Origin of the sequence: Rhodococcus sp. AG1013, assembly GCF_003350365.1 — a bacterium.
In the GTDB taxonomy this organism is placed as follows: domain Bacteria; phylum Actinomycetota; class Actinomycetes; order Mycobacteriales; family Mycobacteriaceae; genus Prescottella.
In genome coordinates, this window is the sequence record NZ_QQAT01000014.1 from 78,758 (window position 1) to 104,004 (window position 25,247).

Below are 25,247 nucleotides of genomic sequence, written 5' to 3' on the forward strand. Positions count from 1 at the left end.
GGGCGTTGCTCACCCCACGATCAGGAAGCTTTCATGTCGACCGACACTCGCATCGAACGAGCCCAGCCCGCCGCCCTGGCCGGCCCGCGGGAATGGATCGCGCTCGCGGTTCTCATGCTCCCGGTGCTGCTGGTCTCCGTCGACAACACGGTGCTGGCCTTCGCATTGCCGTCGATCACGGAGACGCTGGGCCCCTCCGCCGCGCAGCAGCTGTGGATCATCGACATCTACCCGCTGGTCCTCGCCGGCCTACTCGTGTCGATGGGCAGCCTGGGCGACCGGTTCGGCCGTCGGCGGCTGCTACTCATCGGTGCCACCGGCTTCGCCGCGGTGTCCACGTTCGCCGCCTATGCCCCCGACCCGCAGACACTGATCGCGGCGCGGGCCGCGCTCGGGTTCTTCGGCGCGATGCTGATGCCCTCGACGCTGTCGCTGCTGCGCAACATCTTCATCGACGCCACGCAGCGCCGACTCGCCATCGCCGTGTGGGCGGCGTGCTTCGCCGCCGGTGCTGCTCTCGGTCCGATCGTGGGCGGGTTCCTGCTCGAGCACTACTGGTGGGGCTCGGTGTTCCTGCTCGCGATCGCGGTGCTTGTCCCGCTACTGATCCTGGCGCCGATCTTCGTGCCCGAATCCAAGGACCCGAACCCGGGCCGGATCGATCCGGTCAGCATCGCGCTGTCACTGCTCGCGCTGGCGCCGATCGTGTACGCGATCAAGAACATCGCCAAGGACGGCTCGCTCGTGTACACCCTGGTGCCCGCGATCGTCGGCGTCGCCGCCACGACGCTGTTCATCCGGCGTCAGCTGCGGCGGCCCGATCCGATGCTGGACGTGCGATTGTTCACGGTGCCCACTTTCTCGGGTGCGGTGGTGGTGAACCTGCTCAGTGTGTTCTCGCTCGTCGGCTTCCTGTTCTTCGTCTCGCAGCACCTGCAGCTCGTGATCGGCCAGAGCCCGATGCAGGCCGGCATCAGCCTGCTTCCGGGCTTGGCGGTCATGGTGGTCTCGGGACTGGCAGCGGTCCCGCTCGTCCGCCGGGTGAAGCCGGTGACCGTCGTGGTGGTCGCGCTGCTGGTGTCGGCCCTCGGTTACGCCGCCGTGTTCGCGTTCGCGTCACCGAGCTCGGTCGCGCCGATCCTCGTCGCGTTCGCGCTCCTCGGTGCCGGTATCGGCGCGGCGGAGACGATCTCCAACGACCTGATCGTCTCGAGCGTGCCCGCGACGAAGGCCGGCGCCGCGTCCGCGGTATCGGAGACCGCCTACGAGCTCGGCGCGGTCCTGGGCACGGCCATCCTGGGCACCATCCTGAGCGCCTCCTACCGTTCGAATCTCGTCGTTCCGGAGGGCGTCGACGCAGACGCTGCGGAGACCGCGCGCGAGACCCTCGGCGGCGCCCATCAGGTCGCGGCCGGCCTTCCGGCGGAACAGGGCGCCGCGCTGCTCGAGTCCGCCGGGCACGCGTTCGACACCGGCGTCGGCTTCACCTCGGGCATCGGCACGGTGCTGATGATCATGGCGGCGGGCCTGGCGCTGCTGACGCTGCGGCCCCGGCCCGGTCCCGTGGGCGTCGACCTGCCCTAGCTCTCGCGCACGTCCACGACGTACATCCGGGTGCGCGAGCGGTCGAGGAAGTTCGCCTCGTCCGCCTCGATCGCCGCCGCGACGTCGGGTCGGGCGTGTGTGGCGAGCATGGCGTCGTAGGCGACCCGGTCGTCGAATACGAACTCGCTGATCACGTCGAAGTCCGGGTCGGCTGCACCGTCCGCGCCGATCCCGGAGTCGCGGTCGAGATAGTTGCGGCGGTACTCACGGATCTGCGGCAGCAGACGTCGGATCAGTTTCGAGTGGTTGTCCTCGTAGTACGCGACGAAATCGGCGTGCGACAGTCCGGGTTTGCGGGCGAGCAGTGCGACGGCCTTGATCATGACGGGACCCTATGTCGCTCAGCATCACCGGGGCGAGCTGTGATCTCGCTCACCGGAAAGCGGGTCAGAGCCAGTGCTGACGCTTGAACACGAAGAACAGTGTCACCGATGTCGCGACCATCAGCAGGACCGCCATCGGATACCCGAACTGCCAACTCAGCTCCGGGATGTCCTCGAAGTTCATGCCGTAGACGGTGCCCACCAGTGTCGGTGCGAAAAGGATTGCGGCCCAAGCTGAGATCTTCTTGACCTCCTCGTTCTGGGCGAGGCTGGTCATGGTCAGCCGTTGCATCTCCTCGTTCTGTTTCTGAGCGACGAGTGTCGCGTGGACGGTGAGCGCGGTCTGCAGGTGCGCGCGCGACGAGTCGGCGCGCTCGATCACCCGGATCGTGTGGTCGAGGACGTCACGCAGGTGTCGCCGGAGTTCGACATCGACGTGGTACTTGTCGGAACCGCGTTCGAGAGCCTCGAGCATCGACACCAGCGGGTGCGTCGCGCGCTGGAAGTCGATCACCTCGCCGGACAGGTCGTAGATGCGCCGTGCGACGGCCGGATCGCCGGTGAACACCTGGTTCTCGATCTCGTCGATGTCGTTCTCGAGTCCCGCCGCGACCGGCAGGTACTCGTCGACGACCTGGTCGAGGATCGCGTACAGGATCGCCTCGGGGCCCAGGCACAGCAGTTCGGGCGTCGCCTCGAGCCGTCGGCGCACCTGGGCGAGATCGGGGGCCTCGGCGTGTCGGATGGTCACGACGAAGTCGGGTCCGACGAAGACGTGCACCTCGCCGAACTCGACCTTCTCGACGTCGTCGAGGTACCGGGCGGGGCGGAGCACGACGAACAAGGTCTTGTCATAGCGCTCGAGTTTGGGGCGCTGGTGCGCCGCGATCGTGTCCTCCACGGCCAGATGGTGCAGGTCGAACTCGCGTGCCAGCGACTCCACTTCGGCGGCGTCGGGGCGATACAGTCCGATCCACGCCATCCCGTCCAATCGGCGCATCGTGCGGTAGGTGTTGTCCAGTGACGTCGGGCTGTCCACCCGCGCGCCGTCGACGTAGACGGCGTTGTCCACGATGGTCATCCGGGCCCCGTTCGGTCGGCGATGGACCCCAATTCCACCATGTGGAAGTGGATTCGTGCGCCATTGCGCGACCGTGATCGTCCGGTGCCCGGGGCCGTTCGCGCGGAGATTCGTGGCGAGACCGTTATCCGTCGGTGCGCCTGCCCGCCGTGCGGAGTGGGCGTGATCTTGCTAGACACGCTGCAGTGGCACGACCGGTCGTTCGGGCGAAGTGAGGTGTGCGGTGAAACTTTTCGGGAGAGTGCTCGCCACCGGCGCGGCGGCGGTGACGGCGGCGGTCGTCACGGTCTCGGGGGCCCAGGCGGCCCCGGCGCCGGACGTCGACGGTTCGGCGCCCACCTTCGTGGTGCCGGTGGATCCGGGGCCGATCCAGACCCGGCACGCGGAGGCGCTGCGGTACGCGGAGGAACATCCGGGCTCGGCTCCACTGGGCGCGAACGATTTTCGCTGCCGTCCGGGAAGCGATCACCCCAATCCGGTGGTCCTCGTCCACGGCAGCGACTCGGACTCGTACTCCGACTGGGCGGCCTTGTCGCCGATGCTCGTCGAACGAGGATTCTGCGTGTTCAGCCTCAACTACGGTTCGGACGGCAAACCGGGGAAGTACGCCCGCGCCGACATCGCCCACAGCGCACGTGAGGTGGGGAAGTTCGTGGAGCAGGTCCGCGAGGCCACCGGAGCGGTGGAGGTCGATCTGGTCGGCTACTCGCAGGGCGCCACTGTGGCACGGTACTTCGTCAATCGCCTCGACGGCGCCGCCGCGGTCAATCGTTGGGTAGGGGTGGCTTCACCCACCTACGGCGGCATCATGTTCGGACTCGTGCCGCTGTTGCGAATGCTTCCGTACCCCGACCGGATCGCCGAGTTTCTCACCTCCGAGGCGATCAGCCAACAGATGCAGGGATCGTCGTTCCTGGCCGCGCTCAACGCCGGCGGCGACACCGTGCCGGGAGTGGAGTACACGACCATCGGGTCGCGCTACGACGAGATGATCCAGCCCCACACGAATATCGCCCTTCGCGACCCCGGGGCGGTGAATCTGTCGGTCCAGGACCTGTGTCCGGAGAACCGGGGCGGGCACTTCAATATGGTCTACGACCCATTCGCGCTCGGTCTCGTTCTGCAGAGCCTCGACCCGACGGTTCCTGCGGCCGCGTGTGCGCCGGTGCCCCTCGGTGCCGGAATTGTCGATATGATCGTCGAAAGCAATTCGTGATCGAACGCGGGTGTCGATCGGTTTTTCCAGTCGATCATTAGTTGCCAGAATTTTCGAAGCCTGCGGACTCGACGAAAGTTGCCGGGCCGTCAATTATGTCTTCCGGATCAAGGTTGGATAAACAAGATCAAATTTGGTCAGCCAAGCCTTCGTTGCTCCAGGTGAATGTGAACAATTGTTACAGTATTCGCGGACTTCTCGGTGTGAGTGTCCGGTCCTTGATGCTTCAAATATGCGCTCCGAATCGGTTCCGGGATCCATGCTGAACCCGATAGGCTTTATCCTGCAGGGCTTCCTCGTTCTCGGTGGACGTCGCGTCATCGGGACGGGGGAGAGGCTGTTGAGGCGGGGGCAGGAAACAGCTCGTTCGGATCTGTATCTCGAGGCTATTACGAATCGGCTGGAATGTGTGTCAGCGCCACTCCTGTGTGTGGGTGGCTGTCGGATCTTCCAATGTCGGGGTGTCTTATTCTCGAACAGGGGGACTGTCGATTGTTTGATCAAGGTTGTTTTGTGGCCGTCGTGGAGAGATTCACGAAGCTGCAGGCGGCGTCATCCGAAACCGACCGTGTGCTGGCGGGTTTGGTCGATCTGGTTTCGGATCTGCTCGCCCTGACCGGCGGCGGAGTCGTGGCCGATCTGGACGGGCTGCCGACTTCGACGACCAGCAGGGGCGTTCCCCTCGACCGTCTGGCTCAGTTGGTGTCGGACGGTCCGGGTGTAGATGCCATCGCCCGCGGGAGAGTTCTGCACATCGCGGCAGTCGATGATCACCGGGAGTCTTGGCCGCTGTTCGTCGCGGAGGCTCGACGATCGGGTGTGGCGGCGTTGGCGCTGTTCCCGCTCGTGCACGACGGGCGCGCACTCGGTGTGCTCGTCCTGATTTCGGATCGGCCGCGGTGTTGGCTCGAGGACGAGATCTCCATGGTCGGCGTGCTGGCCGACATGGCGTCCGTCTACCTGGCCCAGAGGTCGGCGGTACGTCACTTCGAGCAACTGTCCGGACAACTCGAACGGGCGCTGACGAGCCGCGTCGTCGTGGAGCAGGCCAAGGGGATCATCTCGAACGCCAACGGTATCGGCGTCGATGCCGCCTACCAGCTCATCCGGAGTCACGCCCGCTCGCACAATGCCACCGTGCGCACCGTCGCGGAAGCGATCGTGACTCTCGAGCTGCGCGTGTAGCCGCTTCGATCCGCGGTCGCAGCGCCTCGGCGCCAATGGTTGCAGCCGGCGCTGCTCGCCCGCACTGTCCGATGCGGGCCAGCAGCGCCGGCTGGAGCCGGCCGGAGCTGATCAGTGTTGGTCGGTGTTGGTCGGTGTTGGTCACAGGAGGCGCGAGGTCCCGTACGTCGCGACCGAGTGGCTTCCCCGATCGGTGGTCACGGTGTAGACGGCGTACGGCCGAATCGTGACGTCACCGAGGCATCCGTCGATCTTCACGCGTGCCGCATCGAGCGACACGCCGGACTCCGGCCCGTACGACACCTGCTTGCCGAGTGAAACGTCCTGAGAGGTACCGAGCTTGGGGTTGATCAGGATCGATGGTCCGACACCGAAGTTCATGCCCAATCCGGGCGTGGGAAGGAACGTGATCGCCGGGCCGGCCAGCATCTCGATCGCGAGCTGCACGCCACCGGACACATCGACCGCGCAGCCGACCTGGTAGCCGACGTCGAGGTTGCCGCTTGTGATGTCCTGGGAACCGGCACCCGTTGCGGTGGCGACGGCCGAGATCGAGACGAGGCCCTCCCTCGAGGTCGGCATCAGTGTGAGACCCGGAACCGGTTCGACGACATCGTTCGCCAGCGTCACGGTCAACGTGCCGGCCGGGGTGGGCGCCGTTCGTTCGCTTGCCTCCGCGGCACCCGACGTGACGAGGGCCAACGCGGCCGCCAGGGGGAGGAGTGCGGCTGCCGACCAGGCGGCGGACCGCCGAGGACGAGCTTGGATTGACACCGAATTCATTGCGACATTCCTAACCTGTAGTGCGGATATGGGCGGTCGTGCGCTGTGCTCGCAGTGCCGGAGGTCGTCAGGCGATCTCGCCTCGGAACTGATGCTCGTGTTGGTGGTCTCCGACCACGCGCAGTCGCGGTGGTGTGGTCTGTGTCGTCGAGGTCGCCGCTACGTCGTCGGCGGGTGGCTCAGATCGTGAACGCCTTGCGGGACTACGCCACACCCCGGAGTCTCGACTGCTCCACGCAAGCGGCAGTGTCCTCAAGCAGACCGCGGCATCGACGACACGCATGAGAGGGAAGGCGAGGGCGTACAGCAGGTAGTGGGGACGGCGGCTGATCACGGCGGCAAACACAGTCAGCACGAAGTCGGGAACCAGTACGCCGAGGAGTAGCGTCTGGGGTTGCAGCACCTGCGCCAGTTGCCAGGTTCCGATCCCGAGGTTCCCGACGACTTGTGCGGTGACCGAGAGAGCCAGTAGTGGTACGAGGAGCACGAACAGGATGCTGCTGGTGACCAATTCGGCGACGTATGCCGCCAGTGCCACCCAGAATCGGCCGGCGTGGAGCCGATGGCGACGCAGCGTCTGCCAGAACCCGAGGGTCCAGCGCCGGATCTGTTTGACGTAGTCGCGGAAACTGTCGGGATCCTGCGTGTAGGCAATTGCGGCGCGGGGATGGAAGGCGATGCGGCCCAGACGCTTTGCGTGGACCTCGAAGGTCATGTTGAAGTCCTCGATGACGAGTCCGGGAGCGCTCACATCGATGTGTTCCAGTGCCGACGTGCGGTACATGCTGGCGAAGCCGGGCGCGATTGTGACGGCATCGGCCCAGCGTGCGGCCTGACCGTACTTGAGCAGGTACTGCACCGCGATGTACACCCGCTCGCGGTATGCCACCAGGAATCGACCCAGCCAGTTAGGCGGGTCCGGCGTGGCGATCGTGGTGGCCCGGCCCGCGACGGCGACCACTCCAGGCTCTGCGAACTGGGCGAGACCGGTGGTGAGGTAGTCCGGCGCCAGATCGGTGTCCGCGTCGAGCAGCATCACCACCTCGAATCGCCGGCACAGGCCGAAATGCTCGAGTCCCGCGGCGAGCGCTCCGGCCTTGCCCCGGTTCGGGTTCAGCTCGAGGACCTGGGCGCCCGCAGCACGGGCGATGTCGACCGTGCGGTCGGACGATCCGTCGGAGATGACGAAGACGTTGGACATGGGGACCAGCGAGCCTGCGGAGTCGATCGTCTCGGTTATCACGAGTTCCTCATTGTGCGCCGCGATCAGCACGGCCACGTCGCCCGGATTCGGCGGCGGGGGACCGGATGCGGCGGAGGAGGGTCTTCCACGCCAGCGGGTCCACCAGGACGTGAACGCCCGCCCTATCCCGACCGACGTCCAGAAGAGGGTGTTGATCCCGAACACGAGCACCATGATCAAGATGAGAGTCGCCATCGAAACCCCTTGTGTCGAAGGATGAGTGGGTCGTGTAGAGCGGAACCGATCACTGCTGCACGCCGCTGGTGGTGACGATCGTGCGCCAGGGGCCCGGAGGGACGTCGTCCTCGTCGACGAACTGCCAGTCGACGCGGTCGCCCAGACCGTCGAGTTCGCGGAATCCCAGGCAGCCGTTCAGCGCCGGGGAGACATCGAGTCCCGCGCCGTCGAACTCGTTGTCGGCGGGTCTGCGATCGTCCGAGCCGAACACGTAGTCGGCATCGTGGTAGTTCGCCGGCCCGGCATCCTCAATCTGGCCGTAACACGTATTTTCACCGCTACTCAGACGCACCCAGCGGTTCTTCATCAGGCTGAACGCGGGGTCCGAGACGTGCTCGCGGTAGGGAGACTCGTCGGCCCAGGGAATCACCTCACCGCGCTGCGCGAAGGCGGTCTCGTCGTTGACGTCGTCGAAGGGCAGATCGAGATAGAAGGGGTTCTCCCGCGGCGTCATGTTCTTGGGGAAGTACCCGGTGTCGGCGGTGCGGGGCTCCGTCCGGCAGTCCCCGTCCGCCGAGACGCCGTCGCACCCGCCGTAGCTCTCGATCCAGTTCGCGTCGTACGTCGACATCACCTGGCTGCCGTCCTCGGCCGTGGGGTCGAAGATCTCGCCGACCCAGAACGTCGTCGCGACGATGTCGGTGTGCCACGGGTATTCGGCGGCATCGTCGGCATGGGCCGCGTCAGCCGCGCAACCCGTCACGGCGGCCGCACCTGCGACCGCTACCACTCCCAGCAACCTGGTGACGGTGTGGGGGGCCATGTGGTTCTCCTTCTGCTCGGATTTCCCTCGTCGTGCTGACAGCCGGTCCCCGCCAGGGGCCGACCGGTCCGAAATTCGACCCTCGGGCCGGTCGGCGGTGGTTGGTGGACGCCGGGACTAGTCCCCGAGCGGACCTGCGTCCGGCAGGAAGGTCTGACCGGGCTTCAGTTCATCCGGCCCCGGTACGTAGTGGAGCCGGGGATCGATCGGCCCGCGCCGATCGATCCGGTCGGTGTCGGGGCTCGTCCTGATCCCGCGTTCCGGTGCCGCGACATCGCCCGGTGCTGCGGCGCCCGAGCCACCGCCGAGCGTCCAGGATCCCGTGGACGGCTGCACCGCGGTGTCGGTGAGCGAGTAGTCGTCGGTATGCAGCTGGCCGTCACCGAACAGGTTGAGCCCGAAGCTGATTCCGGTCGCGCCGGCAGGAACCGCCGGCGTGGTCCACGTGGCCTCGGTATAGTCGGCCGCGGTCTCGAACCAGGGGCTCGACGTCCAGTACGCCCACGTGCCGACCGCGGTCCGGTAGTACACCGCGAACTGCGTCGGGGCGGTGGACTTGTACCAGGCCGACAGCGCATAGGTGTGGCCGGGAACGGCTCCCGGTGAGCATTCACCGAGATCGAGTACGGGCAACAGTTTGGCATCGCCGTCCACGTAGCCGGTCATCGACAAGCGCTCGGCAATGCTGCCGCCGTGTGCTTCGGGGACCGTGGCGAACGTCGGTGAATTGACGCCGTAGCCGCCCGCCATCCAGCAGGTGGGCAGTCCGTTGGCGCCGACCGTCTCGAGGCCGGGGTTCGGTGCTCCGTTGACGCCCGGGGCGGCGGCAGGCACGACGGGACCGGGTGCAGTCGGTGCCACCGCGCCGCCGATCACCTCACGCACGGTCTTGACCGTCGTGTTGGCGGTCGACCGTGCAGCAAGCCAACCAGCGAACTGATCGAGTAGTTCCGGTGAGACCGACAGGCCGCCCGGATCGCAGTTGCCGGCGCATACATGGTGGAAGGTCAACTGGATCCACCCGCCGCCGTTGTTCTCCGCGTTGGTGACGACATTCTGCAGGTCCGCGAGGGTCCAGGTGCTGTCCACCTGGTCCGGCGCCTGCGTGTAGAACGGGTTCTGGGGCGGAATAGCTTCGGCGCGGTCGCATCCCTGGCATCCGAATCGAGTCTCGATATCCCCGAGCCCGCGTGCACTGTTGTATCCGCACTGCCGCGCGATTGCCTCGGTCTCGGCGGACGCCGACGCAAATGGGTACGCGAACGAGGTGACGTCGAAACCCCAGCCGGTGAGGTTCACGCGGTCGTTACAGATCTGTCTCGTTGCCTCGTCCCGTGACATCGAGGCGAGGTCCGGGTGCGTGACGGAATGACCGCCGATCTCGTGGCCTCCGGCTTCGATCCCGTGGAGATCGGCCTGCGTCATGTAGCCGGGCTGATCGATGTAGCCCGACGGGACGAAGAACGTCCCGCGCAGTCCGTTGGCCTGCAGTGTCTGGGCGGCCACGGTCGCATTCGCATTGCCGTCGTCGAACGTCAGGCTCACCACTGTGGGTGCTCCGGCGGCGCCGGCGGGCGCGCCGGCGCCGACCGAGATCAGGGTCGGGGCGAGGAGGAGGGCCAGGGCGCTGACCAGCCCCAGCATGCGGCGGCGCCGGGCGGGAGGTCGTTGAGGTCGTGGATGCCGGGATCCGGGACGGGCCGGGCATATCCAGTTGTGACTGTTCATACTGTGCCTTTCGGTTCGGCGGATCATTCGACGGTCACTGACTTGGCGAGATTGCGGGGCTTGTCGACGTCCCGGCCGAGCGCGAGGGCGAGCTCGCGCGCCAGCACCTGCATCGGAACGACTGATTCGAGCGGACCGCACGGTGCCGGTCCCGGGTGCAGCACCGGAACCGTGCTTCCCTCGATGCCGATGGTGATGATTCGCCCGCCGCGCGCCCGGACCTCGGCGATGTTCGCGGCGATGCGCGGGTCACCGTGGTCGACGACGACGACCGGGGTCCCCGACTCGATCACGGCCAGCGGCCCGTGCTTCAGTTCGCCGGCCGGATGGTGTTCGGCCCAGCGGTAGGTGAGTTCCTTGAGCTTCAGCGCGCCCTCGGCGGCGTAGGGCACACCGGCTCCGCGCCCGAGGAAAACGAATCCGGTCGATGTGGTCAGTTCGTCCACGATCGGCGGGATCAGCTGCTGCGCCGCCTCGGTCGCGGCCGCAAGTCGCGCGGGGATGCCGTTGAGAGATCGCATCAGCCGAGAGGCGATGTCCGGAGCGAGTCGTTCGGTCGCCACCATTGCGGACATCATGAGCGCGACTCCCGATATGACCTGGCATACGAAAGTCTTCGTGGCCGCCACGCCGATCTCGGGACCGGCGGAACAGGACTGGACCGCGTCTGCGCGACGGGCGAGCGTCGAATGTGTGGAATTGGTCAACGCGAGCAGCGGTCCGTCGCCGGGGGCGTGGAGGTCCAGCGCGCGCAGGACGTCAGCGGTTTCGCCGGACTGGCTGATCGCGAGCGTGAGCGTGTTCGGGTCCGAGTGCTCTCGCAGCATTTCGCTGGCGACCGTTGCGGTGAACGGTATCGCGCCGGCCCCGCGCACGCAGTTGCCGATCACCTGACCGGCGTGCAGCGAGGTGCCGCACGCGACGACGCGCAGTCGGTCGAAGTGGGGGAGGCCGAGCCCGGACCACAGCGATCCGTCGGCGACGCCGCCGCCGATCTGTGCGAGCAGGCGCGCGGCGACCTCCGGCTGCTCGGCGATCTCCTTGCTCATGAAGTCGGTGTGCCGGCCGAGACTGATGTCCGTGCGGTCCCACGCCTGCCGCCTGAGCGGCGGCGGTGAGCACCGCAGTCCGTGGTGGCTCCAGGTGAAGACGTCACCGAGTTCGACGACGTCCCCGTCGTCGAGAGTGCGGAACTCGTCGACCCAGTCCGCGATCGCGGCCGAGTCGCTCGTGGCGAAGGCACAACCTCTGGCGCGAGCGACCAGCAGGGGCGATCGGTTCGCGGCGGCGACGAGGCGGCCGGTGCCCTGCTCGAGGACCGCGAGCGCCCACGAACCGGAGAGCCGGTCCACCGTCTGCTGGACGGCTGTCAACAGGTCGCCCGAGACCGTGAGACAGTCCTCGATGAGGTGGGTCACCACCTCGCTGTCCACTTGGGATGCGAACTGATGTCCGGTCGCGCGGAGTTCCCGCTCCAGCTCCTCGGCATTGGTGATGATCCCGTTGTGCACCACTGCGATTCGACCGGTGCAGTCCAGGTGTGGGTGCGCGTTGGCCTCGTCGACGCCGCCGTGGGTGGCCCAGCGCGTGTGCCCGATCCCGAGTCCGTCGAGCTCGGGTCCGTTCCATCGCGTCACTTGCTGCTCGAGAGCGCCGATACGCCCGATCGTCCGTAGGCGGGCGATATCGCCGTCGTCGGTGCGGACGGCGACACCCACCGAGTCGTAGCCGCGGTATTCGAGCCGCTTCAGTGCCGGTAGTAGGTAGTCGAGGGCGGGACCATTGGTCCGGCAAGCGATAATTCCGCACATTGCTGATCCTTCGAAGCCAGAGGGAACGCGCCGGCGGGGCCGGTCGTATGACGAGATGTCGCCGGGTGCTCCGGCGTCGAACCGCGGTCCGAAGCGTCCGGTCTCCCGGACGGTGCCCGGCATGTGGTCACGGGCCGAGCCGCCAGATCGACGGGTCCTCCCCGCCGAGACGCCACAACGCGATGCTGGCGAGACCGTGACGCCGCGCGAGTGCGGATTTGGCCTCGACACTGCGTGCGTTCTCGAACCACACCTCGTGGGTGATCCCGTCCACGACATAGGTGAAGTGGGTGGACAGGCTGGTCTCGTCCCAATGCATCGGCGACCGGTGCACCTCCGCGACCGACATCACCTCGGCCCACGTGAGCGGTGTTGCCGCCGAGCCGACCCAGTCGTAGCCGTAGAGCCCGACTCCGAGAACGAGCTTCTCCCGCGGAATCCTGGTGACGGCATAGCGGATCACCTCCTCGACCCAGTCGTACGGGGCGATGGGCCCCGCTGTGCTGGTCGCCCAGTGCCGGTCGTACGCCATCACGATCACTCTGTCGGCGCCCGCGGCGATCGCGGCGTAGTCCTGGGCCTCGTTGTGCGGTCCGTAGCCCGTATCGTTCGGCTTGGCGTGAACTGCGACGTAGAGCACCCGGTCGATCCGGTGCAGCGCGTCGCCCAATTCGCGGACGAAGGTGGAGAAGCTGTCACGATCGGCGGCCGACAGGTTCTCGTAGTCGATCTGGACGCCGTCGAAGCCGTACTCTTCGACGAGGCCGGTGAGTGCCTCGACATGGGCGCGGCGCAATGCCGGATCGAGCAGGACCTTCGCTATGGTCTCGCGGTCCCATCGACCGTCGGTCGTGTTCGTGATCGTGGGAATCGTCCGAATACTGCTGTCGCCCGAATGCGTGCCAAGCTCGGAATCGGCGTCCGGACTCGTACCCTCGGCCACCGTCGGCGTGCCGTCCGCGGACACCGAGTACGACCAGGGAGAGGCGACGTCGATGTAGCGGGCGTACGTGCGCATCGAGGTCAGCGCGGCGCTTCGGTCCCAGTACGGAATCGCCCCGATCACCAGCGGTAACTGGGGTCGATCGACCACCCGCGCGTCCGCATGGAGTTGCGAGAGCGCGGCCGTCGCGGCCAGTGCGACGGTCATGCACGTCCGTGGACGATCCCGCAGAGTGATTCGGGGGGTCATCGGCGCGCGCCCACCGCTCGTCCGGCCGTGTCCGTGTCCGGCAGTGCAGCGGCGACGCGGGCGATGATCTCGTCCACGGCGGTGACAGGCTCGAAGCCCACCAGCTCGCGGGCGGCCCGGTTGTCCGGAACCCTGCGTCGCATGTCCTCGTATCCCGCCGCGTACGCCTGCTCGTACGGCACCAGGGAAATCGAGCTGTCGGAGCCGAGTACCTCGACCACCCGCTCGGCCAGCTCGATGATCGAGATCTCCTGCGCTCCACCGAGGTTGAAGGCTCGGCCGTATGCTGCGGGCTCGCCGGCAATCGCGACGATCGCCGGTACGACGTCCTCGACGAACGAGAAGCATCGCGTCTGACGGCCGTCCCCGAAGACCGTGAGTGGGTCGCCTCGCAGGGCTTGTCCGACCAGTGTCGGGACCACCATTCCGTATCGGCCGGTTTGGCGCGGGCCGACCGTGTTGAACAATCGAACTGTCGCCACTCGTAGTCCGAACTCGCGCCAGTACGCGTGTGCGAACGCCTCGTCGATCCCCTTCGCGGCCGCGTACGTCCATCGGGCGGTGAGCGGTGAGCCGAGGATGCGATCGGCATCCTCGGACAGTGCATCGGCGGTGTTCTTGCCGTAGATCTCGCTGGTCGACGCGAGCAGCAGGACCGATCCTGCGTCGAGGCACGCGTCCAGGACGGTCTCGGTGCCGTGGATGTTCGTGCGCAGACTCTCCAGCGGACGGTCGACGATCAACCGGACGCCGACGGCCGCCGCGAGATGGAACACCCGGTCCGCGCCGCCGATCGCGCTGTCGACGGCGCCGCGGTCGAGGATCGAGCCTTCGATGAAGCGGAATCCGTCGGCGCCCGATACGGATTCGAGGTTGGCAAGTCTGCCGGTCGAGAGGTCGTCGAGCACCACGACCTCGTCGCCCTGCCGCAGTAGGTATTCGACCAGGTGACTGCCGATGAAGCCTGCCCCTCCGGTCACTGTGGTTCTCATCGTGCGCAATCCCTTTCGTTCGCCGGGGTTTCGGGCTCGTTCGCTACAGGGCGACGCGGCGCGGGAGACGATCCAGCCGATAGGTGGTGTCGAGGACCGCCGGCGCCGTGGCCAGCCAGTCGAGATCGACGACGTCGTGTGCGGTGTGCACGATCACGAGATCGGCCTCGAAACGTCCCGGGTCCGCCACATCGGTGAGCACCGTGCCGTCGGACAGAGTCAGGATGGGGAAGTTCGGATCGTGGTACGCCACCGCGGCGCCCATCTCGAGGAGGGCGGCGATGATCTCCAGCGCCGGCGATTCCCTCAGATCCTCGACATTGGGCTTGTAGGCGACTCCGACGACGAGGACTCGGGCACCGACGATCCCGCAGCCTTGCTCGGAGAGCGTCTGCCGGGCGCGTTCGGCGACCTGGTGAGGCCGGGCCGCGATGCCGGTCATGGCCTGTTCGATCAGTGGCGTGCTCAGCCGCTTCTTGCGCAACTGCCACAGCAGGTAGTGCGGGTCGCAGGGGATGCAGTGCCCACCGACTCCCGGCCCGGGGAAGAAGGGCATGAATCCGTAGGGCTTGGTCGCGGCGGCTTTGATCACGTCCATCACGTCGAGACGCAGCGATCGGCAGATCTCCGCGAACTCGTTCGCGAGCGCAATGTTGACGGCTCGGAAAGTGTTCTCCACGAGCTTTGTCATCTCGGCGGCGTCGGTCGATTCGACGCCGTGGACATTCTTCGTACAGCGGTGCAGTACCGCGGTCGCGGCCTCGGTGCACGATGCCGTTGTGCCCCCGACGACGCGCGGAACCTCCTCGTGGGGGAACCGTTCGTTTCCGGGGTCGATCCGCTCCGGGCTGAAGGCGACGAACACGTCGGTTCCGACCCTCAACCCCTTCGCGCTCAACTCGGTGGCGAGCAGATCGCGTGTGCTGCCCACGTACGTCGTGGAGGTGAGGATGAGGACCTGGCCGGGTACGGCATGCTCGACGACGGACTTGCATGCCCTGCGAAGGATGCCGAGCTCGGGGGTGAGGTGCTCGTCGACCGGGGTCGGGACACACACGATCACCGCGGCGGCGTCGGAGAGGCGCGCGATCTCGCCGGTCGTCGCGTATCCCGGGTCCTCCAGCGCGTCCGCGAGTCGACGACGGTCCGCGTCGACGAGATCGGCGCGTTGTCGGCGGACGATGTCGAGCCGATTCTCGCTGATGTCGATGCCGAGTACCCTGCAACCGGCGGCGTGGAACGCCAGTGAAGTCGGAAGCCCGACATACCCCAGGCCGATGATCGCCACATCGAACGCGAACCCCTTTCGGGTCGCGGACGCGGCGCCTTCGAGTAGATCCATTCCGATCGTGTCAGTGTGGCCGGGCTTCGTATCCCTCAATAGCATGGCGGTACCCCTTACGGAGAAGTCGTGGGTGCTCGGGCTGCGGTGAATCGGCCGGCGCGTGGTGATCCAAGACCGCCGCCGACCCGATCAGGTGCTGGTGAAGGATCAGATCATCTTGTCGCACAATGTTTTTCGTGCCTATTAGAGATCTGGTTCCAGTCTCGCCGATCTGTCCGACGCTGGGCTGATCGAGGCGCTGGTCCGAGAATGTGAAGCCACCGGTTTGCTGGGGTGGCCCGTGAGATGCCCTGTCCTGCCGGGGTGCTGGGGCAGTGGGGTCGAGTCGAAAGTTACCTCGAGCAAGTTCGCTTTCGCGCTGTAATCGCAAAAATATGATTCGCGAGAATCGGCGTGGCGCACGAAATTTGGGGCGAACCCGTGGTATCGGACGCCTGGGTCGATGTTCCGGTATGTGCGGTGACGTCTACCTGCGTCGAAACCGGGGTGCTCGTGCTATTCGGCGAGTTCGGCGATCGCCTGGGCCCAGCGGAAGAACTTGTTGGTGCCGAGATCCCGGACAGTGCTGATCCCGAAGGCCGCCCGTAGGTGCTCGGCATCGGACTCGCTCAAGCCGCGTAGGGCGGTGACCGGCGCATCGGCCAGGTCGTCGACGGGCCGGGACTCGAATGCCTTGTCGAACTTGCTTGCGATGCCGGACATGTCTGCCTCCAGGGGCGCAACAGGGATGACCCGTAGTTCCGGTGTACACGCCGCGGGAGGGCCGGTCCAGCGCTCGTGGCATCGTCGCGCATATCGTTCCGCGCATGACAACCGCCCCCGAGCGAGCCCCCGAAGGCGTCGCCGATCCTGTACGGCCGGTGATCCGACGGTTCTGGACCCAACTGCGCGGCTGTGTGCGTCGCTCGAATCCGGTGGGCCTGGCCGTCGCTCTCGTGTTCTTCACCTGGTCGATGAGCCCGTCGCTGCTCCCGCGCGCCTGGTATCTGCAAGGGCTGGCCACCGGCATCTCGGTCGCGCTCGGGTACGGCGTCGGCTGCCTCGCGGCGTGGATCGTGCGCTCGTGCGGCGTCGAGCCGGCGTGGTCGGCGCGGACGCGCCGGATCGGGTGGTGGATTCTCGGAGTCGCCGCGGTGATCCTCGTTCCGGTGTTCCTCGTGCTCGGGGCGGTGTGGCAGAACTACGTTCGCGATCTCGTCGGCCTGGAACACACCAACCAGGGGAACATCCTGCTCGTGTTCCTCATCGCAGTCGCGGTGTGGTTCGTGCTCCTCGAGGCGGGGCGCGGTATCCGGAAGGGGACGCGCAAACTCACCGACCTGGCCCGACGCCTGGTGCCCCGGCCCGCGGCGAACGTGGCGGGCCTGCTGGTGGCCGTCGTGATCGCCGTCCTGGTCGTCAACGGTGCGCTCTACAAGGGCCTGATCGCGTTCGCCAACTGGAGCTTCTCGGGCGCCGACACCGCGACTGCGGAGGGGGTCGAGGAACCGACAGTGCCCGAGCGGAGCGGATCACCGGCGTCCGCCCAGGCGTGGGACACCCTGGGGCAGGAGGGCCGCACCTTCGTGGGCCGCGGCCCCGGCGCGGACCGGATCACCGAGGTGACGGGGCGGCCCGCGAAGGAGCCGATCCGGGTCTATGCCGGCCGTGAATCGGCCGACTCCGTCGCCGGCGTCGCCGATCTCGTCGTCGCCGAACTCGATCGCACCAAGGCGTGGGAACGAAGAGTGCTCGCGGTCAACACCACCACCGGCCGGGGCTGGGTGAACCAGAACGTCGCATCGTCGCTGGAGTACATCGAAGCGGGCGACACGGCGATCGCGTCGATGCAGTATTCCTTCCTGCCGAGCCCGTTGGCCTTCATCGCCGACCGGGAGACCCCGCAGGTGGCCGGTCGGGCCCTGTTCAACGCCGTGTTCGCGCGCTGGATCGACCTGCCCGTCGAGACCCGGCCCAAGCTTGTCGTGTTCGGGGAGAGTCTCGGTTCGTACGGCGGCCAGAACGCGTTCGCGGGCTATCAGGACATGGCGACGCGGGTGGACGGTGCCCTGTGGGTGGGGACGCCGAACTTCACGCCGCAGTGGCGGGAGGTGACCGCGGACCGCGACCCGGGATCCCCGGAGATCCTTCCGATCGTCGAGGACGGGAGGTCGGTCCGGTTCGCGTCCGAGCCCGGCGACCTGGACCTCGACGCCGAGTGGGGTCCGCGGCGGGTCGTGTACTGGCAGCACGCGAGCGACCCGATCGTGTGGTGGTCGCCGTCGCTGCTGTTCAACGAGCCGGACTGGTTGCGTGAACCGCGTGGACGCGACGTCGATCCCAACATGTCCTGGCTGCCGCTGGTCACCTTCTGGCAGGTGACGCTCGACATGATCTTCTCCGCGGACGTCCCGGCAGGCCACGGGCACTCGTACGGTCCGGAGGCCGCCGGCATGTGGGCCCGGATCCTGCAGCCCGACGGCTGGTCCGACGCCGACACCGAGCGGGTGGAGGCGGCGCTGACCGGTGGCTGAGCTGCTCCTTCGGGTCCGTAGAATCCCGGAGTGAACCTTCTTCCGGCACCGCCGGGATTCGATGCTCCGGGAGCCGCCCTCGTGAACACCTCGCCCACCCGCTCCGACCACCTGGAGGCCCGGAGCTGATGCGCATCGTCTTCGCGGGGACGCCCGAACCGGCCGTGCCGTCGCTGCAGCGGCTGATCGACTCCGAACGTCACGAGGTGGTCGCCGTCGTGACCCGGCCCGACGCCGTCGCCGGTCGCGGGCGGAAGCTGGTCCGTTCGCCCATCGGGCAGCTCGCCGACCAGCACGGCATCGAGGTGCTCACGCCCGCGTCGGCGTCGGACCCGGAGTTCCTGGCGCGATTGCGGGAACTCGAGCCCGACGCGTGCCCGGTGGTCGCGTACGGCAACCTGCTGCCGCGCCCGGTGCTCGACGTTCCGCGGCACGGCTGGATGAACCTGCACTTCTCGCTGCTGCCCGCGTGGCGGGGTGCCGCTCCCGTGCAGGCCGCGATCAACGCCGGCGACGAGATGACGGGCGCGACGGTCTTCGATCTCGACGAGGGTATGGACACCGGACCCGTGTATGGAGTCGTGACCGAGGCGATCCGCACGACCGACACGGCGGGGGCCCTGCTCGGGCGCCTCGCCGAGAGCGGCGCGCTGCTCCTCGAATCGGTGCTCGACGGTGTCGAGGACGGCACCGTGCACGCGGTCCCGCAGCCGCCGGACGGTGTGTCCCATGCGCCGAAGGTGTCGGTCGAGTCTGCCCGGATCCGCTGGGACCAGCCGGCTCTCGCCGTCCACCGGCACGTGCGTTCGGTGACTCCCGCTCCCGGGGCGTGGACGATGATCGGGGATCTGCGGGTGAAGGTCGGACCCGTGACGCTGGCGCAGGAGACGTTGCGGCCCGGGCAGATCGAGGTCCGCAAGGACGGCTTCTACGTGGGCACCTCCACGACGGCGGTCCGGCTCGATCAGGTCCAGCCGCAGGGCAAGAAGCAGATGGCAGCGGTCGACTGGGCGCGCGGTGCGCGTCTCGACGGAGAGGTTCGGGCACAGTGAGCGAGTCGAGGCGACCCAACAGGTCCGGCGGCGGACAGGGCGGCGGCCAGGGCGGCCGCCGCACCGGGGGCCGCGGCGGCAGCGGTGGTCAGGGCGGCCGGAGCGGTGACAACAACCGGCCGCGGCAGGCGAAGCGGCCGGATCCGGCGCAGGCGTCGGTCGACCAGTCGCGGCGCGCGGCCCGGGACGTGTTGCGCGCGGTGCGCGAACGCGACGCCTATGCGAATCTCGTTCTGCCGGGGCTGCTCCGGGAACGACGGCTCGACGGCCGCGACGCGGCCCTGGCGACCGAGCTGGCGTACGGCGCCGCCCGCGCCCGCGGTCTGCTGGACGCCGTGATCGCGAAGTGCGCGGGCCGCCCGATCGAGGAGATCGACGGCCCGTTGCTCGACGTCCTGCAACTCGGCGCCTACCAGTTGCTGCGCACCCGCATCGCATCGCACGCCGCGGTCGCGACGTCGGTGGATCTCGTTCGTGCCGAGGCGGGTTCGGGCAAGGCGGGTTTCGTCAACGCCGTCCTGCGCCGGGTGTCGGAGAAGACCGAGGACCAGTGGGTGGCCGAACTGGCCCCGGACGCCGCCGTGGACCCGGTGGGACACCTCGCCTTCCGGTACGCCCACCCGACGTGGATCGCGCAGGCGTTCGCCGACGCCCTCGGCGCCGATGCGGGCGAGCTCGAGGCCGTCCTCGCTGCCGACGACGCCCGTCCGGCGGTCCACCTGGTCGCCCGGCCCGGTGAGATCTCGGCGGAGGAGCTGGCTCTGATCACCGGCGGCGAGGTGGGACCGTACTCGCCGTACGCGGTCCACCTGGACGGTGGTGATCCCGGTCTGCTCGATGCGGTCCGCGAGGGTCTGGCGGGCGTGCAGGACGAGGGCAGCCAGCTGGTGGCCCGCGCGCTCACGCTCGCGCCGATCGACGGGCCCGACAGCGGACGCTGGCTCGACCTGTGCGCCGGCCCGGGCGGCAAGGCCGCGCTGCTCGGTGCGTTGGCGGGGATCGAGGGCGGACGCCTCGACGCGGTGGAGCCCGTCGAGCACCGTGCCGACCTGATCCGCAAGACCACCCGCGAGCTGCCCGTCGACGTGCACGTCGCGGACGGTCGCGACCCCGGTCTGGACGGCGGCTACGACCGGATTCTCGTCGACGCCCCGTGCACCGGGCTGGGCGCCCTGCGTCGACGTCCGGAGGCGCGGTGGCGGCGGCAGCCAGCGGACGTGGCGGGTCTGGTGAAGCTGCAGCGCGAGCTGCTGGCGTCGGCGCTCGAGCTGGTCCGGCCCGGCGGGGTGGTGCTGTACTCGACGTGCTCGCCGCACGTGTCGGAGACGGTGGCCGTGGTCGCCGACGCCGTGCGCCGGCACGGGGCGATCCCGCTCGACACGCGGGAGTTGCTGCCCGGGGTGCCCGGCCTGGGCGACGGGCCCGGGGTCCAGCTGTGGCCGCACCGGCACGGGACGGATGCGATGTTCATGGCGGCGCTGCAGCGGCCTGCAGACGACGCCGGGGCCTCCGGGTCCTGATTCCGGCCCGGGCCCGCGGCTCGGAATGTGTTCCGATTAACACTGCAACGTGTTGTAATCCACAGTGGGTGGCGGCCCGTCACCCACTGTGGGCAGGCACGGAGGAGGACTGATGAATCGGGTTGCCGGGAAAGTCGTTCTGATCACGGGCGCCGCGCGCGGGCAGGGCCGTAGCCACGCCGTCCACCTCGCCGACGAGGGCGCGGACATCATCGCGTTCGACGTGTGTGCCGACATCGAGAGCAACGAGTACCCGCTGGCCACGGAGGCCGATCTCGAGGAAACGGCGCGGCTCGTCGAGAAGGCGGGCAGCCGTGTCGTTGCCGCGAAGGTCGATGTCCGGGATCGTATCGCTCTGGAACGTGAACTCGCCGAAGCGGTTTCGAAGCTCGGGCGGCTCGACGTCGTGGTCGCGAATGCGGGAATCTGCCCGTTGGGCAATGACGTGCCGGTGCAGGGCTTCGTCGATGCGTTCGACGTCGACTTCGTCGGCGTCGTCAATACCATCCACGCCGCGATGCCGTACCTGGGCGCCGGGGCGTCGATCATCGCCACCGGTTCGGTCGCGGGTTTGGTGCCGCAGATCGGGATCAACGGCCAGCAGGCGATGCAGGGTCCCGGCGGGGACGGCTACGGGCTGGCGAAGAAGATGATCTGGACGTACACGCAGTCCCTGGCGCTGACGTTGGGTCCCAGTTCGATCCGCGTCAACGCGATCCACCCCACCAACGTCAACACCGACATGCTGCAGAGCCCGCCGATGTACAGGACGTTCCGGCCCGATCTCGAGAACCCGACGGCCGAGGACGCGAAGGTGACGTTCCCGTTCATGCAGGCGATGCCGACGCCGTGGGTCGAACCGGAGGACATCTCGCACGCGGTGGTGTACCTCGCGTCCGACGAGTCGCGCTTCGTCACCGGCCAACAGTTGCGGGTGGACGCCGGTGCGGGGATGAAGCTGGGGATCTGACCGCCCGGCCGGCCCGCCTCACACCGGTTCCGGCCAGACCCAGTTGCACACCTCCGGCATGTCCTCGAGGTGTTCGCGGACGTATCCGTGGTGCCGTTCGAGCATCCGCTCGCAGTAGCCCGTGAGATCCGCGGCGCCGTCGGGTTCCCGTCGGCACCGGCGCAGCGCCTCGATCGCCAGGTGGTAGCGGCTCATGTGGTTGAGCACCACCATGTCGAACGGCGTGGTGGTCGACCCCTGCTCGGTGTAGCCGCGCACGTGGAACCGGTCCGGGTTCATCCGGCCGTGCAGCAGTTGGTGGAAGGACCGCGCGTAGCCGTGCCACGCGACGACGACGTCCACATCCTCGGTGAACAGGCGTGCGAAGTTCTCGTGCGAACGGCCGTGCGGATGGACGTCGGGCGGCGCCATCGACATCAGGTCCACCACGTTGACCACCCGGACCCGCAGCCCCGGCACGTGCCCACGCAGCAGTGCCGCCGCGGCCAGCGTCTCCTCGGTGGGGACGTCACCCACGCACGCCAGCACGATGTCGGGTGCCGCGCCGTCGCCGGTCTCGGTTCCGGCCCAGTCCCACACCGACGCCCCGGCCCCGACGTGCTCCCGGGCCTGCTCGAGCGTCAGGTACTGCGGGTGCGACTGCTTGTCGACCACCAGCAGGTTCGCGCAGTCGCGGGTGGCGAAGACGTGCTCGGCGACGATCAGGAGCGAGTTCGCGTCCGGTGGCAGATACACGCGGGTGACACCACCGGACAGCGACAGCATCGTGTCGATCAGCCCGGGCCCCTGATGCGAGAACCCGTTGTGGTCGTTGCGCCAGCACGTCGAGGTGAGCAGGATGTTCAGGCTCGCGACCGGGGCCCGCCAGTCGAGGGAGCGGGCGCGTTCGAGCCACTTGGTGTGCTGGATCGTCATCGACGCGCTCACCATCGCGAACGCCTCGTACGTCGCGAACAGCCCGTGCCGGCCGGTCAACAGATAGCCCTCGAGCCAGCCCTGGCACAGGTGTTCCGACAGCACCTCCATCACCCGGCCGTGGTGCCCGACATGGTCGTCGCCGGGAATCAGGGTGCCGACGAAGCAGCGGTCGGTGACCTCGAAGACGGCGCCGAGCCGATTGCTGTTGGTCTCGTCCGGGCAGAACAACCGGAAGTCGTCGGGGTTGGCCGAGTAGATGTCGCGCAGCATCTCGCCGAGCGGACGGGTCGTCTCGTGGTGGACGGCGCCGGGCACGCGCACCTCGACGGCGTACCGGTCGGGTGCGGGCAGATCCAGCGGGCGCAGGAGTCGCCCGCCGTTCGCGTGCGGGTTCGCACCCATCCGCTTGTCACCGGACGGTGCCAGCGCCGCCAGTTCGGGGACCAGGCGGCCCTGCGGGTCGAACTGTTCCTCGGGCCGATACGAGCGCATCCACTGCTCGAGCGTCTGCAGGTGCGTGGGGTCGTCGCGTACGTGGGCGATCGGTACCTGGTGCGCTCGGAACGTGCCCTCGACCTGCACGCCGTCGACGATGTCCGGTCCCGTCCAGCCCTTCGGCGTGCGCAGCACGATCGCCGGCCACCGCGGCCGCTCGGTGAGCCCCGACCGGCGCGCATCGTCCCGGATCCGCGCGATGGCGGTGTGCGCGCGATCGAGCGTCTCCGCGAGGTCGCGGTGTACCTGCATCGGGTCGTCACCGGAGACCGCCACCGCGTCCCAGCCGATCGCGCGCAGCACAGCCAGAACCTCGTCGTCGGTGCGTCGTCCGAGGACCGTCGGGCCGGAGATCTTGTAGCCGTTGAGGTGCAGAACGGGCAGTACCGCGCCGTCGTGGGTCGGGTCGAGGAAGAACGGGACCTTCCACGACGCGGCCAGCGGGCCGGTCTCGGCCTCACCGTCCCCGACGACGCACGCCACGATCAGGTCCGGGTTGTCCATCGCGGCGCCCGCGGCATGCGCCAGCGAGTAGCCCAGTTCACCGCCCTCGTTGATCGAACCCGGGGTCTCCACGCCGGAGTGACTCGGGATCCCGCCCGGCGTCGAGAACTGCCGAGCCAGTCGGCGCAGTCCGGCCTCGTCGGGGCTCACCTCCGGGTACAACTGCGAGTACGTGCCCTCGAGATAGGTGTTTGCGACGACGGCGGGTCCGCCGTGACCAGGACCGGCCACGAACAGCACGTCCGCGCCGGTTCGCCGGATCAGCCGGTTGAGGTGGGCGTAGACGAGGGACAGGCCCGGGCTCGTGCCCCAGTGTCCGAGCAGTCGCGGCTTGATGTCGGGCGGTACCAGCGGGCGTCGCAACAGGACGTTGTCGCGCAGGTAGATCTGGGCCACCGTCAGGTAGTTGGCCGCCATCCAGTACCGGTGGAGCAGTTCGAGATCGTCGTCGGTCGGGTGCTCGTCCACGGATCGGCTCCTCCGGTCGAGGCGAAGGTCTCTCCATCCTGACGGTTGTCGGCTCCATTTGCCAGGGCCGACCCGCGGGTGGGCCCACACTGACCGGTACCTCCGGTTGCCCCTGTCGCCGGGCCACCGAACCAGGCATCCTGGAAGAAGCGACACCGGCATCGTCCACAGGTGCCGCGCACCGGTTCCGGCCGGCGCCGACGACACGAAGTACGGATCTCGTATGCGGACTGAAAACTCGCGGACCTCACGAACCACGACGTCGACCACCATGATGCGCGCCTGGCGGACGACGAGACCGGGTCCACTCACCGATCGCCCGCTCCAGATCGGCCGGGAACTGCTGCCCCGACCGAACAGCGGCGAACTGCTGGTCCGGGTGCTCGCGTGCGGTGTGTGCCGCACCGATCTGCACGTCGTCGAAGGCGAGTTGCCGCCGCACCGCCTCAACGTCATACCGGGGCACGAGGTGATCGGCGAGGTCGTGGGCGTCGGCGAGGACCTCGGCGAGCACGCCGGACGGTTCACGCCGGGACAGCGCGTCGGCGTCCCGTGGCTGCGCAGCACGTGCGGACACTGCCGCTACTGCGTGCGCGGAGACGAGAACCTCTGTCCCTATTCGACGTACACCGGCTGGGACGCCGACGGCGGTTACGCCGAGTACACCACCGTGCCGGCCGACTTCGCGCTGGAACTGCCCACCGGCTATCCGCTGGTGGAACTCGCGCCGCTGCTGTGCGCGGGCATCATCGGCTATCGGTCGCTGCTGCGCGCCGATCTGCCCGAGGGTGGCCGGCTCGGCATCTACGGGTTCGGCGGCAGTGCGCATCTCACCGCGCAGGTCGCGCTGGCGCGCGGCGCGCGCGTGCACGTGATGACGCGTGGGGAGGAGGCCCGGGAGCTGGCGTTCAGTCTCGGTGCGGCATCGGTGCAGGGCGCCGCGGACCCGCCGCCGGAACCGCTGGATTCGGCCATCCTGTTCGCGCCGACCGGTGACCTCGTGCCGCCCGCGCTGGAGGCGCTCGACGCCGGCGGCACGCTCGCACTGGCCGGCATCCACCTGAGCGACATTCCGCCCCTCGACTATCAGCGGCACCTGTTCCGCGAACGGCAGCTTCGCAGTGTCACCGCGAACACGCGGAAGGACGCGCGGGAGTTCCTCGCGTTCGCGCAGCAGCACCGGCTCCGGGTGAGCGCCCACCGATATTCGCTCGACGCCGCCGACCGGGCGCTCGCGGATCTGGCGGGCGGCGTGTTCGGGGGAGCCGCGGTGCTCGTCCCGTGAACCGGCGCCGTGAACGCC

At 68.2% G+C, this 25,247-nt stretch carries 20 protein-coding genes; 8 read left to right on the forward strand and 12 right to left on the reverse strand.

Annotated elements, in window-relative coordinates; translation table 11 throughout:
• The first annotated feature begins 33 nt into the window (after positions 1-33).
• Positions 34-1,584 (forward strand): MFS transporter, encoded by a 1,551-nt coding sequence (locus tag DEU38_RS17540; protein ID WP_114722683.1) that lies wholly within the window; start codon positions 34-36, stop codon positions 1,582-1,584.
• Here DEU38_RS17540 and DEU38_RS17545 read toward each other — a convergent pair.
• On the reverse strand, positions 1,581-1,928 hold the full coding sequence (locus tag DEU38_RS17545; RefSeq protein WP_114722684.1) for an EthD domain-containing protein: 348 nt from the start codon (positions 1,926-1,928) through the stop codon (positions 1,581-1,583). The genes DEU38_RS17540 and DEU38_RS17545 overlap by 4 nt on opposite strands.
• Positions 1,929-1,992: 64 nt before the next feature.
• Complete coding sequence (locus tag DEU38_RS17550; RefSeq protein WP_114722685.1) at positions 1,993-3,009, reverse strand: magnesium and cobalt transport protein CorA; 1,017 nt, start codon at positions 3,007-3,009, stop codon at positions 1,993-1,995.
• A gap of 241 nt (positions 3,010-3,250) precedes the next feature.
• On the opposite strand from DEU38_RS17550, the gene DEU38_RS17555 reads away from it, so the two are divergent.
• Positions 3,251-4,225, forward strand: a complete 975-nt coding sequence (locus DEU38_RS17555) for a triacylglycerol lipase (RefSeq protein WP_114722686.1) — start codon at positions 3,251-3,253, stop codon at positions 4,223-4,225.
• A gap of 522 nt (positions 4,226-4,747) precedes the next feature.
• On the forward strand, positions 4,748-5,410 hold the full coding sequence (locus DEU38_RS17560) for an ANTAR domain-containing protein (protein WP_181818828.1): 663 nt from the start codon (positions 4,748-4,750) through the stop codon (positions 5,408-5,410).
• Positions 5,411-5,551: 141 nt separating this feature from the next.
• Here DEU38_RS17560 and DEU38_RS17565 read toward each other — a convergent pair whose 3' ends face one another.
• The 9 genes from DEU38_RS17565 to DEU38_RS17605 form a co-directional block, all read right to left on the reverse strand.
• Positions 5,552-6,193 (reverse strand): MspA family porin, encoded by a 642-nt coding sequence (locus DEU38_RS17565; protein ID WP_114722688.1) that lies wholly within the window; start codon positions 6,191-6,193, stop codon positions 5,552-5,554.
• A gap of 67 nt (positions 6,194-6,260) precedes the next feature.
• Positions 6,261-7,631 (reverse strand): glycosyltransferase, encoded by a 1,371-nt coding sequence (locus DEU38_RS17570; RefSeq protein ID WP_114722689.1) that lies wholly within the window; start codon positions 7,629-7,631, stop codon positions 6,261-6,263.
• 49 nt (positions 7,632-7,680) lie between these two features.
• Positions 7,681-8,436 carry a hypothetical protein gene (locus DEU38_RS17575; protein WP_220181932.1) on the reverse strand — a complete coding sequence of 252 codons (756 nt, stop codon included), beginning with the start codon at positions 8,434-8,436 and terminating at the stop codon, positions 7,681-7,683.
• Between the two features lie 117 nt (positions 8,437-8,553).
• Complete coding sequence (locus DEU38_RS17580) at positions 8,554-10,080, reverse strand: polysaccharide deacetylase family protein (protein WP_220181933.1); 1,527 nt, start codon at positions 10,078-10,080, stop codon at positions 8,554-8,556.
• Positions 10,081-10,187: 107 nt separating this feature from the next.
• On the reverse strand, positions 10,188-11,975 hold the full coding sequence (gene glmS / locus DEU38_RS17585; RefSeq protein ID WP_114722752.1) for a glutamine--fructose-6-phosphate transaminase (isomerizing): 1,788 nt from the start codon (positions 11,973-11,975) through the stop codon (positions 10,188-10,190).
• A 127-nt stretch (positions 11,976-12,102) separates the two neighbouring features.
• A complete protein-coding gene (locus tag DEU38_RS17590) occupies positions 12,103-13,125 on the reverse strand; it encodes a glycosyl hydrolase family 18 protein (protein ID WP_181818829.1) in 1,023 nt (340 codons plus the stop codon).
• A 38-nt stretch (positions 13,126-13,163) separates the two neighbouring features.
• Positions 13,164-14,159, reverse strand: a complete 996-nt coding sequence (locus tag DEU38_RS17595) for a dTDP-glucose 4,6-dehydratase (protein ID WP_114722693.1) — start codon at positions 14,157-14,159, stop codon at positions 13,164-13,166.
• A gap of 43 nt (positions 14,160-14,202) precedes the next feature.
• Positions 14,203-15,501 carry a nucleotide sugar dehydrogenase gene (locus DEU38_RS17600; RefSeq protein WP_181818830.1) on the reverse strand — a complete coding sequence of 433 codons (1,299 nt, stop codon included), beginning with the start codon at positions 15,499-15,501 and terminating at the stop codon, positions 14,203-14,205.
• A 498-nt stretch (positions 15,502-15,999) separates the two neighbouring features.
• Positions 16,000-16,206 (reverse strand): hypothetical protein, encoded by a 207-nt coding sequence (locus tag DEU38_RS17605; protein ID WP_114722695.1) that lies wholly within the window; start codon positions 16,204-16,206, stop codon positions 16,000-16,002.
• 104 nt (positions 16,207-16,310) lie between these two features.
• Here DEU38_RS17605 and DEU38_RS17610 point away from each other — a divergent pair, with 104 nt between their 5' ends.
• The 4 genes from DEU38_RS17610 to DEU38_RS17625 all read left to right on the forward strand — a co-directional run bounded on the left by DEU38_RS17610 (position 16,311) and on the right by DEU38_RS17625 (position 21,559).
• Positions 16,311-18,017, forward strand: coding sequence for an alpha/beta-hydrolase family protein (locus tag DEU38_RS17610; protein WP_181818831.1), 1,707 nt, complete (start codon positions 16,311-16,313; stop codon positions 18,015-18,017).
• Positions 18,018-18,145: 128 nt separating this feature from the next.
• Positions 18,146-19,069, forward strand: coding sequence for a methionyl-tRNA formyltransferase (gene fmt / locus DEU38_RS17615; protein WP_114722696.1), 924 nt, complete (start codon positions 18,146-18,148; stop codon positions 19,067-19,069).
• Complete coding sequence (locus DEU38_RS17620; RefSeq protein WP_114722697.1) at positions 19,066-20,589, forward strand: RsmB/NOP family class I SAM-dependent RNA methyltransferase; 1,524 nt, start codon at positions 19,066-19,068, stop codon at positions 20,587-20,589. Before fmt ends, DEU38_RS17620 begins: the two co-directional genes overlap by 4 nt.
• Positions 20,590-20,701: 112 nt before the next feature.
• On the forward strand, positions 20,702-21,559 hold the full coding sequence (locus tag DEU38_RS17625; RefSeq protein ID WP_114722698.1) for a mycofactocin-coupled SDR family oxidoreductase: 858 nt from the start codon (positions 20,702-20,704) through the stop codon (positions 21,557-21,559).
• 18 nt (positions 21,560-21,577) lie between these two features.
• Here DEU38_RS17625 and DEU38_RS17630 read toward each other — a convergent pair whose 3' ends face one another.
• On the reverse strand, positions 21,578-23,944 hold the full coding sequence (locus tag DEU38_RS17630; protein WP_114722699.1) for a phosphoketolase: 2,367 nt from the start codon (positions 23,942-23,944) through the stop codon (positions 21,578-21,580).
• A 274-nt stretch (positions 23,945-24,218) separates the two neighbouring features.
• On the opposite strand from DEU38_RS17630, the gene DEU38_RS17635 reads away from it, so the two are divergent.
• Positions 24,219-25,229, forward strand: coding sequence for a zinc-binding alcohol dehydrogenase family protein (locus DEU38_RS17635; protein ID WP_114722754.1), 1,011 nt, complete (start codon positions 24,219-24,221; stop codon positions 25,227-25,229).
• Positions 25,230-25,247 lie beyond the last annotated feature (18 nt).

What these genes read in the sequence shown, in the direction of transcription:
- DEU38_RS17570 (WP_114722689.1), bottom strand. Translation starts at nt 7,631, where the DNA reads ATGGCGACTCTCATCTTGATCATGGTGCTCGTGTTCGGGATCAACACC.
- DEU38_RS17540 (WP_114722683.1), top strand. Translation starts at nt 34, where the DNA reads ATGTCGACCGACACTCGCATCGAACGAGCCCAGCCCGCCGCCCTGGCC.
- DEU38_RS17600 (WP_181818830.1), bottom strand. Translation starts at nt 15,501, where the DNA reads ATGGATCTACTCGAAGGCGCCGCGTCCGCGACCCGAAAGGGGTTCGCG.
- DEU38_RS17605 (WP_114722695.1), bottom strand. Translation starts at nt 16,206, where the DNA reads ATGTCCGGCATCGCAAGCAAGTTCGACAAGGCATTCGAGTCCCGGCCC.
- DEU38_RS17595 (WP_114722693.1), bottom strand. Translation starts at nt 14,159, where the DNA reads ATGAGAACCACAGTGACCGGAGGGGCAGGCTTCATCGGCAGTCACCTG.
- DEU38_RS17580 (WP_220181933.1), bottom strand. Translation starts at nt 10,080, where the DNA reads ATGCTGGGGCTGGTCAGCGCCCTGGCCCTCCTCCTCGCCCCGACCCTG.
- glmS (WP_114722752.1), bottom strand. Translation starts at nt 11,975, where the DNA reads ATGTGCGGAATTATCGCTTGCCGGACCAATGGTCCCGCCCTCGACTAC.
- DEU38_RS17635 (WP_114722754.1), top strand. Translation starts at nt 24,219, where the DNA reads ATGCGCGCCTGGCGGACGACGAGACCGGGTCCACTCACCGATCGCCCG.
- DEU38_RS17610 (WP_181818831.1), top strand. Translation starts at nt 16,311, where the DNA reads ATGACAACCGCCCCCGAGCGAGCCCCCGAAGGCGTCGCCGATCCTGTA.
- DEU38_RS17565 (WP_114722688.1), bottom strand. Translation starts at nt 6,193, where the DNA reads ATGAATTCGGTGTCAATCCAAGCTCGTCCTCGGCGGTCCGCCGCCTGG.
- DEU38_RS17545 (WP_114722684.1), bottom strand. Translation starts at nt 1,928, where the DNA reads ATGATCAAGGCCGTCGCACTGCTCGCCCGCAAACCCGGACTGTCGCAC.
- DEU38_RS17625 (WP_114722698.1), top strand. Translation starts at nt 20,702, where the DNA reads ATGAATCGGGTTGCCGGGAAAGTCGTTCTGATCACGGGCGCCGCGCGC.
- DEU38_RS17590 (WP_181818829.1), bottom strand. Translation starts at nt 13,125, where the DNA reads ATGACCGTCGCACTGGCCGCGACGGCCGCGCTCTCGCAACTCCATGCG.
- DEU38_RS17575 (WP_220181932.1), bottom strand. Translation starts at nt 8,436, where the DNA reads ATGGCCCCCCACACCGTCACCAGGTTGCTGGGAGTGGTAGCGGTCGCA.
- fmt (WP_114722696.1), top strand. Translation starts at nt 18,146, where the DNA reads ATGCGCATCGTCTTCGCGGGGACGCCCGAACCGGCCGTGCCGTCGCTG.
- DEU38_RS17550 (WP_114722685.1), bottom strand. Translation starts at nt 3,009, where the DNA reads ATGACCATCGTGGACAACGCCGTCTACGTCGACGGCGCGCGGGTGGAC.